This is a genomic window from Corynebacterium sp. HMSC04H06, from assembly GCF_001815935.1.
Lineage (GTDB): Bacteria > Actinomycetota > Actinomycetes > Mycobacteriales > Mycobacteriaceae > Corynebacterium.
In genome coordinates this window covers 1-14554 of record NZ_KV823439.1, presented here as the reverse complement: position 1 = coordinate 14554, position 14554 = coordinate 1, and the positions used below count along the sequence as shown (strand labels likewise).

At 65.4% G+C, this 14554-nt stretch carries 18 protein-coding genes; 10 read left to right on the top strand and 8 right to left on the bottom strand.

All coding sequences use genetic code 11. The annotated features are described in order from the left end of the window. Positions 1–107 precede the first annotated feature (107 nt). Positions 108–1151: a pseudouridine synthase gene (locus HMPREF3067_RS07735; RefSeq protein WP_083319212.1), complete on the bottom strand. Its 1044-nt coding sequence runs from the start codon at positions 1149–1151 to the stop codon at positions 108–110. Here HMPREF3067_RS07735 and HMPREF3067_RS11370 point away from each other — a divergent pair. The 4 genes from HMPREF3067_RS11370 (at position 1087) to HMPREF3067_RS07720 (ending at position 3322) form a co-directional block, all read left to right on the top strand. Further along, positions 1087–1224, top strand: coding sequence for a hypothetical protein (locus HMPREF3067_RS11370; protein WP_168166960.1), 138 nt, complete (start codon positions 1087–1089; stop codon positions 1222–1224). The two genes, HMPREF3067_RS07735 and HMPREF3067_RS11370, sit on opposite strands and share 65 nt — an antisense overlap. A gap of 82 nt (positions 1225–1306) precedes the next feature. Continuing rightward, complete coding sequence (locus HMPREF3067_RS07730; RefSeq protein WP_070769152.1) at positions 1307–2203, top strand: universal stress protein; 897 nt, start codon at positions 1307–1309, stop codon at positions 2201–2203. A 170-nt stretch (positions 2204–2373) separates the two neighbouring features. Continuing rightward, positions 2374–2640, top strand: coding sequence for a GlsB/YeaQ/YmgE family stress response membrane protein (locus HMPREF3067_RS07725; RefSeq protein WP_070769151.1), 267 nt, complete (start codon positions 2374–2376; stop codon positions 2638–2640). A gap of 73 nt (positions 2641–2713) precedes the next feature. Next, positions 2714–3322: a TetR/AcrR family transcriptional regulator gene (locus tag HMPREF3067_RS07720; protein ID WP_070769150.1), complete on the top strand. Its 609-nt coding sequence runs from the start codon at positions 2714–2716 to the stop codon at positions 3320–3322. Positions 3323–3333: 11 nt separating this feature from the next. On the opposite strand, the gene yidC is transcribed toward HMPREF3067_RS07720, so the two are convergent. Further along, entirely contained in the window at positions 3334–4440 is a 1107-nt protein-coding gene (gene yidC / locus HMPREF3067_RS07715; protein ID WP_070769149.1) for a membrane protein insertase YidC, read from the bottom strand. Between the two features lie 69 nt (positions 4441–4509). On the opposite strand from yidC, the gene HMPREF3067_RS07710 reads away from it, so the two are divergent. Next, the gene (locus HMPREF3067_RS07710; protein ID WP_070769148.1) at positions 4510–5253 is read left to right on the top strand and encodes a class E sortase; all 744 of its coding nucleotides are present in this window, start codon (positions 4510–4512) and stop codon (positions 5251–5253) included. A gap of 5 nt (positions 5254–5258) precedes the next feature. Further along, positions 5259–5411, top strand: coding sequence for a hypothetical protein (locus HMPREF3067_RS11365; protein ID WP_168166959.1), 153 nt, complete (start codon positions 5259–5261; stop codon positions 5409–5411). 14 nt (positions 5412–5425) lie between these two features. Here the strand turns inward: HMPREF3067_RS11365 and HMPREF3067_RS07705 are convergent, their stop codons facing one another. Then, positions 5426–6013, bottom strand: a complete 588-nt coding sequence (locus HMPREF3067_RS07705; protein ID WP_070769147.1) for a DUF2020 domain-containing protein — start codon at positions 6011–6013, stop codon at positions 5426–5428. Here HMPREF3067_RS07705 and HMPREF3067_RS07700 point away from each other — a divergent pair. Together HMPREF3067_RS07700 and HMPREF3067_RS07695 are read left to right on the top strand one after the other, a co-directional pair. Next, complete coding sequence (locus tag HMPREF3067_RS07700) at positions 6012–7208, top strand: sensor histidine kinase (RefSeq protein ID WP_070769146.1); 1197 nt, start codon at positions 6012–6014, stop codon at positions 7206–7208. The genes HMPREF3067_RS07705 and HMPREF3067_RS07700 overlap by 2 nt on opposite strands. A 43-nt stretch (positions 7209–7251) precedes the next feature. Then, a complete protein-coding gene (locus tag HMPREF3067_RS07695; protein ID WP_070769145.1) occupies positions 7252–7890 on the top strand; it encodes a LuxR C-terminal-related transcriptional regulator in 639 nt (212 codons plus the stop codon). 98 nt (positions 7891–7988) lie between these two features. On the opposite strand, the gene HMPREF3067_RS07690 is transcribed toward HMPREF3067_RS07695, so the two are convergent. Next, entirely contained in the window at positions 7989–8624 is a 636-nt protein-coding gene (locus tag HMPREF3067_RS07690; RefSeq protein WP_070769144.1) for a DUF6474 family protein, read from the bottom strand. A 106-nt stretch (positions 8625–8730) separates the two neighbouring features. Here HMPREF3067_RS07690 and HMPREF3067_RS07685 point away from each other — a divergent pair, with 106 nt between their 5' ends. Further along, the gene (locus HMPREF3067_RS07685) at positions 8731–10215 is read left to right on the top strand and encodes a TM0106 family RecB-like putative nuclease (protein ID WP_210400096.1); all 1485 of its coding nucleotides are present in this window, start codon (positions 8731–8733) and stop codon (positions 10213–10215) included. On the opposite strand, the gene HMPREF3067_RS07680 is transcribed toward HMPREF3067_RS07685, so the two are convergent. Together HMPREF3067_RS07680 and HMPREF3067_RS07675 are read right to left on the bottom strand one after the other, a co-directional pair. Further along, a complete protein-coding gene (locus HMPREF3067_RS07680) occupies positions 10160–11491 on the bottom strand; it encodes a copper oxidase (RefSeq protein ID WP_246819275.1) in 1332 nt (443 codons plus the stop codon). The genes HMPREF3067_RS07685 and HMPREF3067_RS07680 overlap by 56 nt on opposite strands. Positions 11492–11503: 12 nt before the next feature. Beyond that, on the bottom strand, positions 11504–12661 hold the full coding sequence (locus HMPREF3067_RS07675) for an MFS transporter (RefSeq protein WP_070769143.1): 1158 nt from the start codon (positions 12659–12661) through the stop codon (positions 11504–11506). Between the two features lie 82 nt (positions 12662–12743). Here HMPREF3067_RS07675 and HMPREF3067_RS07670 point away from each other — a divergent pair, with 82 nt between their 5' ends. After that, complete coding sequence (locus tag HMPREF3067_RS07670; RefSeq protein WP_070769142.1) at positions 12744–13619, top strand: LysR substrate-binding domain-containing protein; 876 nt, start codon at positions 12744–12746, stop codon at positions 13617–13619. Positions 13620–13627: 8 nt separating this feature from the next. Here HMPREF3067_RS07670 and HMPREF3067_RS07665 read toward each other — a convergent pair whose 3' ends face one another. Then, the gene (locus HMPREF3067_RS07665) at positions 13628–13819 is read right to left on the bottom strand and encodes a helix-turn-helix transcriptional regulator (RefSeq protein WP_070769141.1); all 192 of its coding nucleotides are present in this window, start codon (positions 13817–13819) and stop codon (positions 13628–13630) included. Between the two features lie 5 nt (positions 13820–13824). Then, on the bottom strand, positions 13825–14283 hold the full coding sequence (locus HMPREF3067_RS07660; RefSeq protein ID WP_070769140.1) for a hypothetical protein: 459 nt from the start codon (positions 14281–14283) through the stop codon (positions 13825–13827). Between the last annotated feature and the right edge of the window lie 271 nt (positions 14284–14554).

Here is a 14554-nt window from a genome sequence, read left to right as displayed (position 1 = left end):
GTTTTCTACCGGGTGCTTCCCCATGCCCAAATGCTGCAAATGCCCGTTGTTTGTCTAGTGCATGTGAAGGCCGAACGGGCTAAGTTTTCGTGGGAAGCCTGGCTACTTTATGAGATGCGTTCGTCGATGGGAGCGGCCTTGAAGGTGCGCTCGGTGCCGTCGAGCGGGTCAGTGAAACTGAGCCGCGTGGCGGTCAGGTGCATGGGGACGCGGAAGTCCTCTGTGTCCTCCGGCAGAATGTCCGGGTAGATGGGATCGCCCAGGATGGGTGCGCCGGCGGCCCATAGATGCAGTCTGAGCTGGTGCGTTTTGCCGGTGGTGGGCGCTAGTGTGTACCGCGCCAATGGTGGCTGCGGCCCATGGATACCTTCGAGGCCTTGCTTGTTGGTGATGGGCTCGACCTTGACCACGTTGGTTTCGGCGTTGGGTCGGCCTTCTTCGATTCGGCCTTGGATTTCGCCCGGGGTCTTCTCCAGTCGGTTGCGCCAGACGGTGCCTGCCTGGATTCCAACGTTGGGGGCGATGGCTTGGTAGACCTTGTGGACCTTTCGCTCGGCGAACATGGTCTGGTAGGCCCCGCGGATCTCGCGGCGTTTGGTGAATAAGAGGATTCCCGAGGTAAGCCGGTCCAGGCGGTGGGCGGGGGCGAGCTCGTCAATCCCGGTTGTCCGGCGCAGTTGTACGGTCGCGGTCTGCACGATGTGGCGGGCACGGGGCATCGTCGCCATGAACGGTGGTTTGTTGGCCACCAAGAGGTTGGCGTCTTCGTAGACTACGGGGATGTCGTAGGGGACGGGTTCTTCTTCAGCTGGCATGCGGTAGAAGTAGACGTCCTGACCGGCGCGGAGGATGGAGTGTGGAGTAAGGACCGTGGCATCGCGGAGCACGACGGCGTGGTCGTTGAAGCGGCGCTGGAGCGCGGCGGCATCGTCAGCCGGGTGTCGGTGGCGCTGGCTGGTGATGACGTGGGCGAGGAAGTCCCATGCCGTGATACCGCCATCCGGTACCCGCACGCGGGTGGGGTTTAGTCCATTTTGTACCCCTAACGGGCTGTATCCCTTCCGATGATGGGCTATCCTTTGTGACATGGACTTTGATGCACTCCTCGCGCCGGCACTAGAATTTTCCTCCAATGGTATCGGAGCCGTGATTCGCGACGTTTTGGTGGCCTTGTACGAACTGCTGTATCCGGCGAACTCGGAAGGCGCGCACGTAACCAAGTAGTTCGGGGCTAACTTTCCACGTAAGTTGTTATAACCGGCTATAATTGGTGGTGTAAGGCCCACCGGAGAAAGGACTAAAGATCATGGCTAAAGAAGACATTGTTGTCGTTGCAGTAGATGGTTCTGAGGCCTCCCTCAACGCCGTTCGGTGGGCGGCTAACACCGCCACCAAGCGCGGCATCCCGCTGCGGATTGCCTCCAGCTACACCATGCCGCAGTTCCTCTATGCCGAGGGCATGGTTCCGCCAAAGGAGCTCTACGACGACCTCCAGTACGAGACCCTGGAAAAGATTGAGGAAGCCCGCGCCATCGCGCACGAGTCCTTCCCCGACCTGAAGATCGGCCACACCGTGGCTGAGGGCTCCCCCATCGATATGCTGCTGGAGATGTCGCACGACGTCACTATGATCGTCATGGGCTCCCGCGGCATGGGCGGCCTGTCCGGCATGGTGATGGGCTCGGTCTCCGCCTCCGTGGTCTCCCACGCCGCCTGCCCGGTGGTTGTCGTGCGTGATGACAACGCGGTCAACGAGGCCAACAAGTACGGCCCGGTCGTCGTTGGTGTGGATGGCTCCGAGGTCTCCCAGAAGGCCACCGAGTACGCCTTCCAGGAAGCCAGCGCCCGCTCCTCCGAGCTGGTCGCCGTGCACACCTGGATGGACATGCAGGTCCAGGCTTCCCTGGCCGGCCTGTCCGCCGCACAGGCCGAGTGGGCAGACGTGGAGAAGGAGCAGGGTGAGCTGCTGGCTGAGCGCCTGTCCTCCTTCCAAGAGAAGTACCCGGACGTGCCGGTCAAGAAGGTCATCGCCCGCGACCGACCGGTCCGCGCCCTGTCGGATAATTCCGAGGGTGCCCAGCTGCTGGTAGTCGGCTCCCACGGCCGCGGCGGCTTCAAGGGGATGCTGCTCGGCTCGACCTCCCGCGCGCTGCTGCAGTCCGCGCCGTGCCCGATGATGGTCGTGCGCCCCGACTCCGAGTAGTCTGAGTAGTCTCCCTAGGCGAGAGCTATTAAGCCATAGTTGCCCGAAATTATGACAGGGCATCTGTGGCTTTTTGCTGTTTTAACGGGCACAATGGGAAGTAGGCGGGCAACAGTGTGGGCCCGCCCACGGTAAATTACGAAGTAAAGCGTTCTTTTGGAAGGAATATTATGGGACTGGGACTGAGCTTTTTCATGTCCATCATCGTCGGTATCATTGCCGGCTGGCTGGCAGAAAAGATTATGAAGAAGGATCACGGGCTGATCACTAACCTGATCGTCGGTGTCATTGGTGGTCTGATTGGTGGCGGCATCCTGACGCTTATCAACCAGGGCAACCCGAGCAACATCTTCCTGCAGATTATTACGGCCACCGCCGGTGCCTGCATCCTGCTGTGGATCGTTGGCATGATCCGCGGGGGCAGCAAGAAGGAATAATCTAAATTCGCATACAAACCGGTTCGTCTATATTGTGTAGATGAACCGGTTTTTGTTTGTGGAAAGGATAGCCGTGGCAGAAAAGAAATCGCGTCGGAACCGTCCGAGCCCGCGCAATCGACTTCTCGACTCCGCCACCCGCCTGTTTACTACGGAAGGTATTCGGGTCATCGGAATCGACCGCATCCTCCGGGAGGCGGACGTTGCCAAGGCATCCCTGTATTCCCTCTTCGGTTCCAAGGACGCGCTCGTCATCGCCTACCTGGAGAACCTCGACGAGCAGTACCGCGCCGAGTGGAACGAACGGACTGCTAACGCGAAGGACCCGCAGGAGAAGATCATGGCCTTCTACGACATGGCCATCGAGCAGGAACCGGCCAAGGAATTCCGTGGCTCCCACTTCCTCAACGCCGCCGGCGAGTACCCGCGCCCGGAGACGGAGTCCGAGCACGGCATCGTCGCGGCCTGTCTGGAGCACCGCCGGTGGATGCATTCCACCATGACCGCCCTGCTCAATGAGAAGAACGGCTACCCCTCGGACGCGCAGGCCAGCCAGCTGCTCATCTTCCTCGACGGCGGCCTCGCCGGGGCCCGCCTCGAGCGCGACGTCACCCCGCTCAAGACCGCCCGCAACCTGGCCCAGGAGATGCTCTCGGCCCCGCCGGCGGACTACTCCATCTAAGGCTTTTCCGGCTAGGCCCCTTCCCGGGGGCCTTTTTCTTCGCCTTCTTCGGTGGCCTTGGCCTCTAGCGGTTCCGCGTTGCTGGTGGGCGCTGCACCGGCTGCCGATGCCCCCTGCTGCCCGCCGGCTTCCTCCCGCGCGGCGCGGCGCTCCGCCATGAGCTCGCGGCTGGCCTGCTGCTGCATCTTGCGCCGGGCCTGCCTCTTTTCCTTTTCTTCCTTCTTCTCGGCGCGGCTCAGCTTGTTCTTCCGGTTGGCGCGGAAGTCCTTCCAGCTCTGGCGGCGCAGCTCGTGGACCTCGGTGCCCAGCGGCATTCTACGTCGCAGGAAGATCTCGAAGACCAGCGTTTGGCACAGGGTAAACAGGTTCGTGCAGGCCCAGTACAAGATGATGGCCACCGGGATCGGGCCGGTCATGGCCAGATGCCAGAGCATAAACGGCACGAACGGGATGATGATCACGACGAAGTAGAACATGCGCCGCGGAACCTTCTGATCGAACTGCGTGGTCAAGAACGCGCGGTAGCCGGTGATCATCATGTTCACGGTGGTAAAGATGAGGGCGGCGATGAGCCACGGCATGATGACGTGGCGGACCTCTTCGCCGGTGATGCCGAGCTCCGCGGCCCAGTCGTGCGGCATCGAGACGAAGGCCGGCAGCGGGGTGCCCATGAACGTCGTCTCGCGGAAGGCCTCGACCTCCGCGGCGCTGAGCAGGCCCACGGTGTCGCCCGTCGAGGGCCGCGCCATGCGCAACACCACCTGGTACAGGCCCAGGAAGAAGGGCATCATGATAAGCGGCGGGATACAGCCGATCAGCGGCCGGTAGTTGAACTTCTTGTTCAGCTCCTTGGTCTCGACCTGGAGGGCTTTGTACTCCTCGATGGTCGTTGCTTCCTCGGTGCGGCGTTCGATGTCGCGCTTGGTCGGGCGCATGAGCGCGCCGGTGCGCCCCATCTTCACCGAGGACCAGGACAGCGGCGCGATCAGCCCGCGGATGGTAAGGACGAGCAGCACGATGGAGACCAACCACGCGGTCTGGTCATCCAGGAAACTGTGGGTGATGAAGTGCCACAGCTTCATGATTCCGGACACGGGGTACATGAAGATAGTCAGCATGCGCGCAGGCCTTTCCGCAGTCTCTGGTGAATGAGGCAGATCTAGCCTACAGGCGCTACACTATTGCGCATGAATCACACGCGCCCCAGCTGGCAGCAGGTTATGGGAGAAATCTTTATGACCGTCGGGGTGCTGCTGCTGTTGTTCGCCTTTTACGAGGCGTATTGGACCAACCTGAAGTCCGCAGAGCTCCAGGACGAGGCCAACCAGAACCTGGAGCAGCGCTGGAACGAGCGCACCAACCCGCGCGGCAAGCTCCGCCCGGAGCTGGGCGAGGCCTTTGCCCGGATGTACATCCCTAGCTTCGGCTCCGACTACCACTTCGCCATCCTGGAAGGCACCGACGAGGACGATCTGCTTAAGGGCCCGGGGCGCTACGTTGATAGCCAGATGCCGGGCGACAACGGCAACTTCGCCGTGGCCGGCCACCGCGTGGGCAAGGGCGCGCCCTTCAATGACCTGGGCAAGTTGGAAACCTGCGACGCCATCGTCATCGAAACACAGGGCGAGTGGGTGACCTACCGGGTGCTACCCATCGACGGGCAGCCGGCGGACTGCTTCACGCCGGAACAACAGGAAAAGATCTACGGCGGCCCTTATGCCGGGGCGCCCGGCCGCCACATCACGCTGCCCGGGGACATCGGCGTTATCGCGCCCATCCCCGGGATGGCCGCCGGCGGGCCGGAGCCCAGCGAGGCCCTGCTGACGCTGACCACCTGCCACCCGCAGTTCTCCAACGCGGAGCGAATGATCGTGCACGCGATGAAAGTAGACTCAAGCCCAACGCGCCCGGCCGCGATGGAGGAGGAATAGAAACCATGTACCGAGCACTCTGGAACCTCTTGCCGGGCCCTACCCCCGTGAAGGTGCTGCTGGCTATCGCCATCGCCGTGGGCGTGTTCTTCCTCCTCATGGAGGTCGTCTTCCCAGCCATCTCCCCGTTAATGCCGTACAACGACGTCTCTGTTTAGGCCCGCCGAGCCGCCTAGAGCCCGAGGTTGGCAATCGCCTCTCGGGCGATGGACTCGGCCTTGACGGTCTGCAGCTGGTTGGTCCAGACTGCCACCGCGCGATTGTCCTTCTGCACCGCGAAGACCGCCTGGTCGCCCAGGACCCCGCGGCCGCCGGACCAGCCGTCGAACTCGGCGAGCTCCGTGGCATCGACGGGCGCGGCCCAGTCCACGATGTCCATGGCGGCGTCGCGGTCGGGCATCTCGCGGACGATGACGGTCGCCTGCGGGTCCTCCGGGTAGGACCAGAACACGCAGGCAGGCGTGCTAAACCGGGGATCGATGGCCTGATCGGTCAGGCGCTGGCCGTTGGTTTCCGCCAGCCACTGGCCGTCCAGGTAGGGGCACTGCCCGGGCTCGGCTGCCTCGGCCGTGGCGTTCACCGGCAGGCCGTCGCCGGGCTGCTTGGCCGCTGCGTCTTCCGGGGAGGTGTCGTCGGCGGTGGCGGTCTGCTCGGCGGCGGGCTGGGCGGGGTTGTCGCTCTCGGGCGCGTCGCTGGCCTCGCTGCAGGCCGCGAGGCCAAGCGCTACGGTGAGCACGGCGGGAAGTAGGCTTTTGGACATGAGTACCAGTCTAGAGCACCCGTCTGCGGAGAATCTGAGCGATGCGGATGTCCTACGCAACGGCATCCACATCCTCACCGCCACCTTGCTGGTGATCGCCATCTTCGCCTCCGTGCGGATGCCGCTGGGGGACGCCGCCGCGAACCTTGTGCTGCTGTCTGCCTTCGCCGCCGTCTACTTCGCCGGCTCGATTTACATGCACCTCTGGCCGTTCACGGTCAAGCTCTTATGGCTGGCCGCGCTGACCGCCTTGTGGGTGCTGGACCTGACCATCGCCCCGGCGGGTATCTACCTGGTCTTTAGCCTGTTCTTCCTCTACCTGCGCGTGCTATCGATGTTCTGGGGCGTCATCATGGTGATAGTCGCCGGGGCGATCTCCGTGGTCGTGCAGATCCCGGACGGCCTGACCTTCGGCGGCGTGATGGGCCCGGGGGTCTCCGCGGTGGTCACCATCGCCATTTACTACGCCTTCGACACGCTCCACCGCATCAACCTGGAACGCGAGGAGCTCATCGCCGAGCTCGTCGAAACCCGCGCGCAGCTGGCCCAGACGGAGCGCGAGGCCGGCATCAGCGCGGAACGCCAGCGCATCGCCCACGAAATCCACGACACGCTGGCCCAAGGGCTGTCCTCCATCCAGATGCTGCTGCACGCCGCGCAGCGCGACCTCGCTAGCGAGGACCCCGAGCGGGCCAGCCAGCGCATGGAGCTGGCGCGCTCGACCGCGGCGGAGAACCTCAAAGAGGCCCGTGCCATGATCGCCGCGCTGCAGCCGGCCGGCCTGTCGGAAACCTCCCTGGCGGGAGCTTTAGAGCGCATGGCTGAGGGCTACGCCGTCACCGGGGAGCTGGAGATGGAGGTCGAGACCGACGGCGAGCCCCGCCAGCTGCCCATGAAGGTCGAGGCCGCACTACTACGCATCGCCCAGGGCGCGGCGGGCAACGTCGTTAAGCACGCGCACGCCACCAAGGCGCGCGTGACCGTGACCTACGAGGACGACGAAGTGCGCCTAGACGTGGTGGACAACGGGCGCGGCTTCGACCCGGAGGAGGTCCGCGACCGGCCGGCCGGGCTGGGGCATATCGGGCTTAGCGCCCTCCAGCGCCGCGCGGAGGAGCTCGGCGGGACGATCACGGTGGAATCCACGCCTGGGTGCGGCACGGCTGTATCTGTTAGCGTTCCCTTGGTAGATTAAACTTTCGGAGGATACGTGTTTCCGCAAAAAGGAGAGGCTCCACGTGATTAGGGTTCTGCTAGCTGACGACCACGAAATCGTCCGACTAGGGCTGCGCGCCGTGCTCGAGGAGGCCGACGACATCGAGGTAGTCGGGGAGGTGGCCACGGCCGAGGCCGCGATCTCGGCGGCCCAGGCCGGCGGCATCGACGTGCTGCTGATGGACCTGCGCTTTGGCGCGGGCGTGGAAGGCACCCGGGTGATGGGCGGGGCGGAGGCCACCGCCGCCATCCGCTCCCACATGGAGCACCCGCCGAAGGTACTTGTCGTGACCAATTACGACACGGACGCGGACATCCTGGGCGCTATCGAGGCCGGCGCCTTGGGCTACCTGCTCAAGGACGCCCCGCCGGCGGAGCTGCTCGCCGCGGTGCGTTCGGCCGCGGACGGGGACTCGGCCCTGTCGCCCATGGTCGCCGACCGCCTGATGACGCGCGTGCGCACGCCGCGTACCTCGCTGACCCCGCGCGAGCTGGAGGTGCTTAAGCTGGTGGCCGCCGGCGCCTCAAACCGCCAGATCGGCCAGGATCTTATGCTCTCGGAGGCCACCGTGAAGTCCCACCTCGTGCACATCTACGACAAACTGGGCGTGCGCTCGCGCACCTCGGCCGTCGCCGCCGCCCGCGAGCAGGGCGTGCTCTAGCCTGCCCCGCCCGCGCGGGCGCAGACAGCGTGAAACCCCGGTCCTGCAGGTAGATGCTGGGATCCGGGGTTTTGCTCTGGGCTTAGTGAAGCCGCGTATTAGGCGGTGGTGAGGCGCTGCTGGATGTCGTAGGTGACGCCGTCGATGTCGGTGTTGATCGACGAGTGCGCGCGGCGGCGCTGATCGGCGGTCATGAACTCCGCGTTGTCGGTGGCCGCGTCGAGCTCGTCGAGGCGGTCGCGCACGTCGCGCTTGAAACCGGCCGGCAGATCGGTGCCCTCCAGGGAGTTGCGGATGCCCTGGGTGCGGGCCTTGAGGGAGGCGCCGTGGCCGGCGAACGAGGCGAGCTGGTCGCGGGAGACGCCCGCCTTCTTGGCCTGGCGCTTCTCGTTGTTTTCGCGCAGCGCCACCAGGCCGCGGTAGGCCAGCGGCAGCAGCAGCGGGACGGCCACGCGGGCGGCGCCGGCGTAGCGCTTGACGTTGTCGGAGTTAAAGCGGCCGGCCTTGAGCTTCTCCAGCTCCTGCTTGGCCATCTTCTGCTCGTGCTTGCGACGCTTCTTCAGGCCCTTTTCTTCCGACTTCAGCAAGTTCTTTTCCTGCTTGGCCAGCAGCTTCTGCTGGCGGCGCTCCGCCTTGGAGGCCTCCTTGACCTCAGCCCGGGCGCGGGCCTTGGCGGCCTTGGCTTCTGCCTTGGCTTGGGCGCGGAGCTTACGAACTTTCTTGAGCAGGCTCATGACTTTAGTCCTCACTGTGGTTGAAGGTCGTTGTCTTGGGAACTATTTGTTTGCAGTGTAGTGCTGCATTCAACATTACCTGTCCTAGTCTATTAAGCTCGGGCGGGTGAGCGATTGGTTGACGGCGTCGGATCTGGTGGGGTGCCAGTACCGGCGGGTTCAGGCCCGGCGCTTCCCCGAAATCCCCGCCCCCGCCTCCGCCACCGCGCGGGCCGACAGGCTGCGCGCCGCCCGCGAGGCCGTCGCCGAACAGCTGCCCCAGCAGGGCAAAAAGGTCCGCCGTAAGGACTTAGGGCCCCTGCCGGCTGACGATGCCTCCCAGCGCGCCGCCGCCACCCAGCGCGCCTTTAGTGGCGCGCACACCCACATCACCGGCGGCGTGCTCATCGCCGAGGGGATAGCCGTCAACGTGGACCTCTTGTTGCGCACCCCGGACGGGGTCGTCCCGGTGCTGGTCTCCAACCACCGTGTGGCGCGGAAAAAGCCCGGCAAGACGCTGCCGGGCGTGCCCACCCATCGGCTCGGGCTCAGCAGCCCCCTGCCGCTGCCGTACCAGGCGCGCCACCACGTGGCCGACGGCTACCGGTTGGCCATCGCGGAGCGGGCACTCGGCGAGCAGTACGCGGGCCGGGCCGGGATCATCGGCCAGGACCGCCAGCTGACCTTTTTCACCGAAACGCAGCGCTACCAGGCCGCGCTGGATACCGCCCTGGCCCGCCCGTTGCCGCAGGCGCCGCGCCGGGTCAAAGAATGCGCCAGCTGCCGGTTCTGGCCCATCTGCGAGCCGGAGCTGGCAGCCGTCGACGACATCAGCCTGTTCTTGCCCGGCGACAAGGCCGACCCGTACCGTGAGCAGGGCATCGACAGCGTCCAAGCGCTTATCGATGCCGACTACTACCCGGCCTCCCAGCTGGCCGTCGCGTGGCGGGAGGGGATAATGCTGCTGGCCCGCGACGCACCCGCCATCCCCCGCGCCGACGTGGAGGTCGACGTGGACATGGAGGCCTACCTGGACCAGGGAGCCTACCTCTGGGGTGCGTGGTATGCCGGCGAATATCACCCCTTCGTGACCTGGGAGCCGCTAGGCGGACGGGCCGAGGCCCACAACTTCTCCGCGTTCTGGGACTGGCTGATGGGCATCCGGGCTCGCGCCCACGCGGCGGGCCAGACCTTCGCAGCCTATTGCTACTCCGCGCACGGCGAAAACCACTGGATGCGCATGTCCGCCAAGCGCTTCGGGCAGCCCGCTTTAGCTGAGGTGGAACGCTTCCTGAGCTCCCCCGAGTGGGTCGATGTCTTCGCCCACGTCAAGGCCCATTTCCTCGGCCCTTCCGGGCTGGGGCTCAAGGTTGTGGCCCCGCACGCGGGCTTTGCCTGGCGGCAGGGCGATTTCGCCGGCGAGGAATCCGTGACCGCGCGCCGGGAGGCTTTGCGCGGGGATACCGCCGTGCGCGAGGCGTTGCTGACGTATAACGAGGACGATGTGCGGGCTACCCGCGCGGTCCGCGACTGGATGAGCGCGGGCGCGCCGGGCGTTAGATACCTCCAAAAACCGCCAGCAGCAGCGCCAGGGTCACCAGACCGGCGGTGATCTGCCCCCACTGGGATTCGGTCTCCGGCGCTGGGCCCTCCGCCTGCTTCATCAGCACGGCCTTCTGTGCCTTGACCGCGCGGATCATGAGCACGGGGAAGGCGGCCAGCGGGATGATGCACAGGACCGAAGAAAAGACCGCTAGCCAGGACTTTTCCGTAATCAGCCAGACGATGAGGCCGCCGTTAATCAGCGTGGAGCGGAACAGGCCGCCGCGGTTCATTTCCTTCAGGCCGGCGCGTACGGCCGAGGGCCCGCCACCCATCGTCGTGGGCATGATGTAGCTGAGCACGCCGATGAGCAGTTGGCCGGCGAAGCCGATGAGCAGCGGCAGCGTCGGCAGCGGCTCTGGGTTGCCGCTGATAAAGACCTGGACGGCCAGGTAGACGATGGTTAACGCCAGCCACGTCACCGCCGCCAGCACGGAGACCGCCGGGTAGCTGACCCGGTCGCGCGGCTCGGCTAGCACGGCACCGACGTTGCGCAGCCACTGCTGGAGGCTGGCCAGCCAACCGGCGGCGTAGACCACCAGCCCCGCACCGGTCATCCACGCGAGGCCACTGAGCGCGCCCGCGATGGTCACAGCGGTGCCCACCGCGAGGAGAGCAAGCGTCGGGTTCATCCGCGTGGTGATGCCCTTGGTCCGCCACATGGTGGGGAAAAGCACCGTCAGGCTGGCCGCGGCGGCCAGGCCGATGAAACCGCCGATGTTGGCCACCACGTGCGCGGTCAGCAACCGCCCGTACCAGGGCTCGGACAGGCCCATGGACAACATGGCGCCGAAGAAGGCGCCGACGGGTAGGCACAGCGCCGAGCCGACATAGCCCAGGATGATGGGGCGGAAGCGCTTCGCGCTGTCGACCCCGCGCCACTGCTGGGTCAGGCTGGCGCCGTGCCAGATCAGCATGGCGCCGACGATGAGCGCGCCTAGCTGCGTGAGAATAAAGTGCAGGTCCCAGATGTCGTCGAGGGCCTGGCCGATGATGGCCAGAACCACGCCCGCGTTGAGGATGTAGATCCGCCGCAGCTGGTTCGGGCGGGCGGACTCGGGCAGCCGGGCCTGGACGAATTTCTCGGTCAGGTACTGCGACCAGACGACGATGTTGTTGGTCACCACGCCCAGCGTGAACAGGTGGATGAGCACCCAGCGGTAGTTGGGGATGAGGGTGTGCACCGCCCCGGCCAGGATGAAGACCATCATCCACAGCGTGATTGGCTTGCTAGCGCGGCGGTGCCAGCTCTTCCCCGACCACTTCTTGTTGGGTATTTTCTCCATAATTTCCCTAGTTTATCCCACCGCGCGCCGCTTCAGAGTTGCGGCGATGGCGATAAGGATCACGGAAACCAGCACGTAGAAGCCCACGAAGGTAGCCCAGCTGAACGCCCCGAACAGCGTTCCCGCGAAAGCGCCCAGCACCGAGGAACCGAAGTAGTAGCAGAACACGTACATGCTGGAGGCCTCCGCCCGGTCGTGGTTAGCCACGGCGCCGACCCAGCCGCTCGCCGTGGAGTGCGCGGCGAAAAAACCCACGGTCAGCAGCAGCATGCCGGCAATCGTTGCCACCAGGGGCCCGAGCGTGAGCGCGATGCCGACGCCGAAGAGCACGCACGCGCCCAGCAGGGTGGTCCCCCGGCCGTGCTTGGCCGCTAGCTTGCCGGCCTGGGCAGACGACCAGGTGCCGAAGAGGTAAAGCAGGAAGACGAAGCTGACCAGCGCCTGCGGCAGCCCGAAGGTCTCGATGAGTCGGAAAGAAATGAAGTTGTAGACGGAGACAAAAGAGCCCATCGCCAGCAGGGCGACCAGAAACAGCAGGCCCAGCTCCTTAGTGCGCCAGTGCTCGAGCATGGCGGCGAATTCGCGCCGGGGGTTGAGCGTTTTGGCCGTGAAGTTGTGCTGCTTGGGCAGTAGGAATGCCGCCGCGACGGCGAAGAGGAAGGACACCAGCGCGGAACCGCCCAGCGCCCAGCGCCACGAGGTCAGCTCCAGCAGGCCGGAGGGGATAAGACGTCCCATCAGGCCGCCGATAGAGGTGCCAGCGATATACAGACCCATCGCCCGCGGCAGCGCGCGGGCGTCAAGCTCCTCCGAGAGCCAGGCCATCGCCACTGCGGGCGCGCCGGCCATGAGGGCGCCTTGGAGGGCGCGCAGCCCGATGAGCAGCGCGGGGCTGGACGCCCACGGCACCGTGAAGCCCACCAGCGTGGCCGCCAGGCAGGAGACCAGGAGGATCCGCCCGCGGCCGAAGCGCTCGGAGAGGATGGAGGCGGGCACCACGCAGACCGCCAGCGCGCCCGTTGCCGCGGAGACCGTCAGCGCGGCCGCCGTGGAGCTCAAACCCACCTCGCTGACCAGCTCCGGCAGGATGGCCTGGGTGGAATACAGGCAGGAAAAGACTGCCAGCCCGATGCAGAGCATGGCGATGGTGGCGCGGGTATTTCGGGGCATGGCTCTCGGCATATTCTCAGCATGCCCGTGCGGGGTCCATGTGTAAAATGTGGGAAATGGCGGGAGTTGATACACTTTCTGCATGAACGTGGATGACCTGCGCGGCTTCATCACCACCGCGGAGACCGGCGCCGTCGGGGTGGCCGCCGATCTGCTGGGAATCAGCCAACCCACCCTCAGCCGGCGCATCCAACGGGTGGAAAGGGCCGCTGGCGCGAGCCTCTTCGACCGGGCCGGCCACCGCGTGGTGCTCAACAGCCGCGGTGCGGACTTCCTGCCCCACGCGTGCACAGCCCTGGCGGAGCTTTCCCGTGGGGCCGCGGAAGTCGCCCGCCTGATGGACCCCGACCGGGGCACGGTGCGCCTGGATTTCATGCACTCGCTGGGCACCTGGATGGTCCCCGACCTTCTGCGCACCTACCGCGCGCGCTACCCGCACGTCGAGTTCCAGTTGCACCAGGGGGCCGCCCAAGAGCTGGTCGACCGCGTCCTGGCCGGTGAGGCCGACCTGGCGCTCGTGGGCCCGCGCCCGCTGTGCTGGGCGCTTCTGGAACGCCAGCGCTTAGGCATCGCCGTGCCCGCCGAGCATTGGGCGGGTAACGCCGATACCGTCACGATGGCGCAGTTTGACGGCGAGCCCTTCATCGGCATGCTGCCGGGATACGGGACCCGCATGCTGCTGGACGATCTTGCCGCCGCGGCCGGCGCCACCCCGCGCTTCGTCTTCGAGTCCATGGAGCTGACCACCGTTGCTGGACTCGTCGAAGCCGGCCTGGGCAGCGCCCTATTGCCGCTGGAAGACCCGTACCTGCAAGCCCGCAATGTCATCCCCCTGGACCCGCCGGCCTACCGCGAGCTCGGCCTGGTGTGGCGCCCCGGCGACGACGCCCCGGCCGTCGCCCAGTTCCGCGACTTCGTCTGCCAGGCTGAGGGGCGCCCGGCTGCTAGCGGAGGCTAACAGGGGGGCTAATCCGGGATGAAAAGGTCCTCGATCGTGCAGTCGAAGAAGGCTGCCAGCTGGAACGCTAACGGCAGCGACGGATCGTAGCGACCTTTTTCCAGGCTGATGACCGTCTGGCGGGATACGCCTAAGGCGTCGGCCAGTTTTTGTTGGGACAGGTTGTGTGTAGCGCGGTACTCGCGTAACCGGTTGTTCATAGCGCTTAGGACTCGCGCCGCTTGTGGAGCAGGTACGAACCCCAGAAAACGACCGCTAGGAACGTGCCTAGACCGATGGTTAACCAGTGGGCGGAGACCTGGAAGTCCCAGAATACCGAGACCACTCCGAGCGCGCCTACTGCCCACAGGCAGACGTGGAAAGTGCTTTGGGCTGCCTGGTCGTACCAGCGAGACTCGATTGATTCCTCCGGCTGGGCCGGCGCCCCCGCGATGGTTGAGCGGTCTACCAACACGGCCCACCAGGCGACGAACCCCACCGGGAACAGGCACGCGGCGTATATCACGACGGTCAACCCGGCGGATATTCCCGTGTGATCTGTCAGTGCGGTCAGAACCGCGCCAACTATGACCGCGGTCATCGCACCTGCCGCAGCGGAGGTCAACATCAGCTTGCGCTGGCTGCCGCCGGAACGCATCCGGCCGAGGCGTGTTTTCGTTTCCATGGTTTACCCCTTTCCTGGCCTGAGTGACATCGCCGGCTTGCTTCGGCTTCTGACCTTGCTCTGGCCGCGTTTTAGTCAAGTTTGCTTTACGTCTACGAGTATATGTTAAGCGTGCTTTACCGTCAAGGGGGCTTTACTGTGTCAAACCCGTCGGCCTTTGCGCCTGAAGGTGAACGGTGTCCTGGGGATACGCGCAGGCCCAGTGGTAGAAGCCGATTTCCCGCGCATCCCGCAGGATCGAAAAAGGGCCGAGCCCCGCGCGGGGCTCGGC

What these genes read in the sequence shown, in the direction of transcription:
- HMPREF3067_RS11370 (WP_168166960.1), top strand. Translation starts at nt 1,087, where the DNA reads ATGGACTTTGATGCACTCCTCGCGCCGGCACTAGAATTTTCCTCCAAT.
- HMPREF3067_RS07730 (WP_070769152.1), top strand. Translation starts at nt 1,307, where the DNA reads ATGGCTAAAGAAGACATTGTTGTCGTTGCAGTAGATGGTTCTGAGGCC.
- HMPREF3067_RS07725 (WP_070769151.1), top strand. Translation starts at nt 2,374, where the DNA reads ATGGGACTGGGACTGAGCTTTTTCATGTCCATCATCGTCGGTATCATT.
- yidC (WP_070769149.1), bottom strand. Translation starts at nt 4,440, where the DNA reads ATGCTGACTATCTTCATGTACCCCGTGTCCGGAATCATGAAGCTGTGG.
- HMPREF3067_RS07710 (WP_070769148.1), top strand. Translation starts at nt 4,510, where the DNA reads ATGAATCACACGCGCCCCAGCTGGCAGCAGGTTATGGGAGAAATCTTT.
- HMPREF3067_RS11365 (WP_168166959.1), top strand. Translation starts at nt 5,259, where the DNA reads ATGTACCGAGCACTCTGGAACCTCTTGCCGGGCCCTACCCCCGTGAAG.
- HMPREF3067_RS07700 (WP_070769146.1), top strand. Translation starts at nt 6,012, where the DNA reads ATGAGTACCAGTCTAGAGCACCCGTCTGCGGAGAATCTGAGCGATGCG.
- HMPREF3067_RS07705 (WP_070769147.1), bottom strand. Translation starts at nt 6,013, where the DNA reads ATGTCCAAAAGCCTACTTCCCGCCGTGCTCACCGTAGCGCTTGGCCTC.
- HMPREF3067_RS07690 (WP_070769144.1), bottom strand. Translation starts at nt 8,624, where the DNA reads ATGAGCCTGCTCAAGAAAGTTCGTAAGCTCCGCGCCCAAGCCAAGGCA.
- HMPREF3067_RS07680 (WP_246819275.1), bottom strand. Translation starts at nt 11,491, where the DNA reads ATGGAGAAAATACCCAACAAGAAGTGGTCGGGGAAGAGCTGGCACCGC.
- HMPREF3067_RS07675 (WP_070769143.1), bottom strand. Translation starts at nt 12,661, where the DNA reads ATGCCCCGAAATACCCGCGCCACCATCGCCATGCTCTGCATCGGGCTG.
- HMPREF3067_RS07670 (WP_070769142.1), top strand. Translation starts at nt 12,744, where the DNA reads ATGAACGTGGATGACCTGCGCGGCTTCATCACCACCGCGGAGACCGGC.
- HMPREF3067_RS07665 (WP_070769141.1), bottom strand. Translation starts at nt 13,819, where the DNA reads ATGAACAACCGGTTACGCGAGTACCGCGCTACACACAACCTGTCCCAA.
- HMPREF3067_RS07660 (WP_070769140.1), bottom strand. Translation starts at nt 14,283, where the DNA reads ATGGAAACGAAAACACGCCTCGGCCGGATGCGTTCCGGCGGCAGCCAG.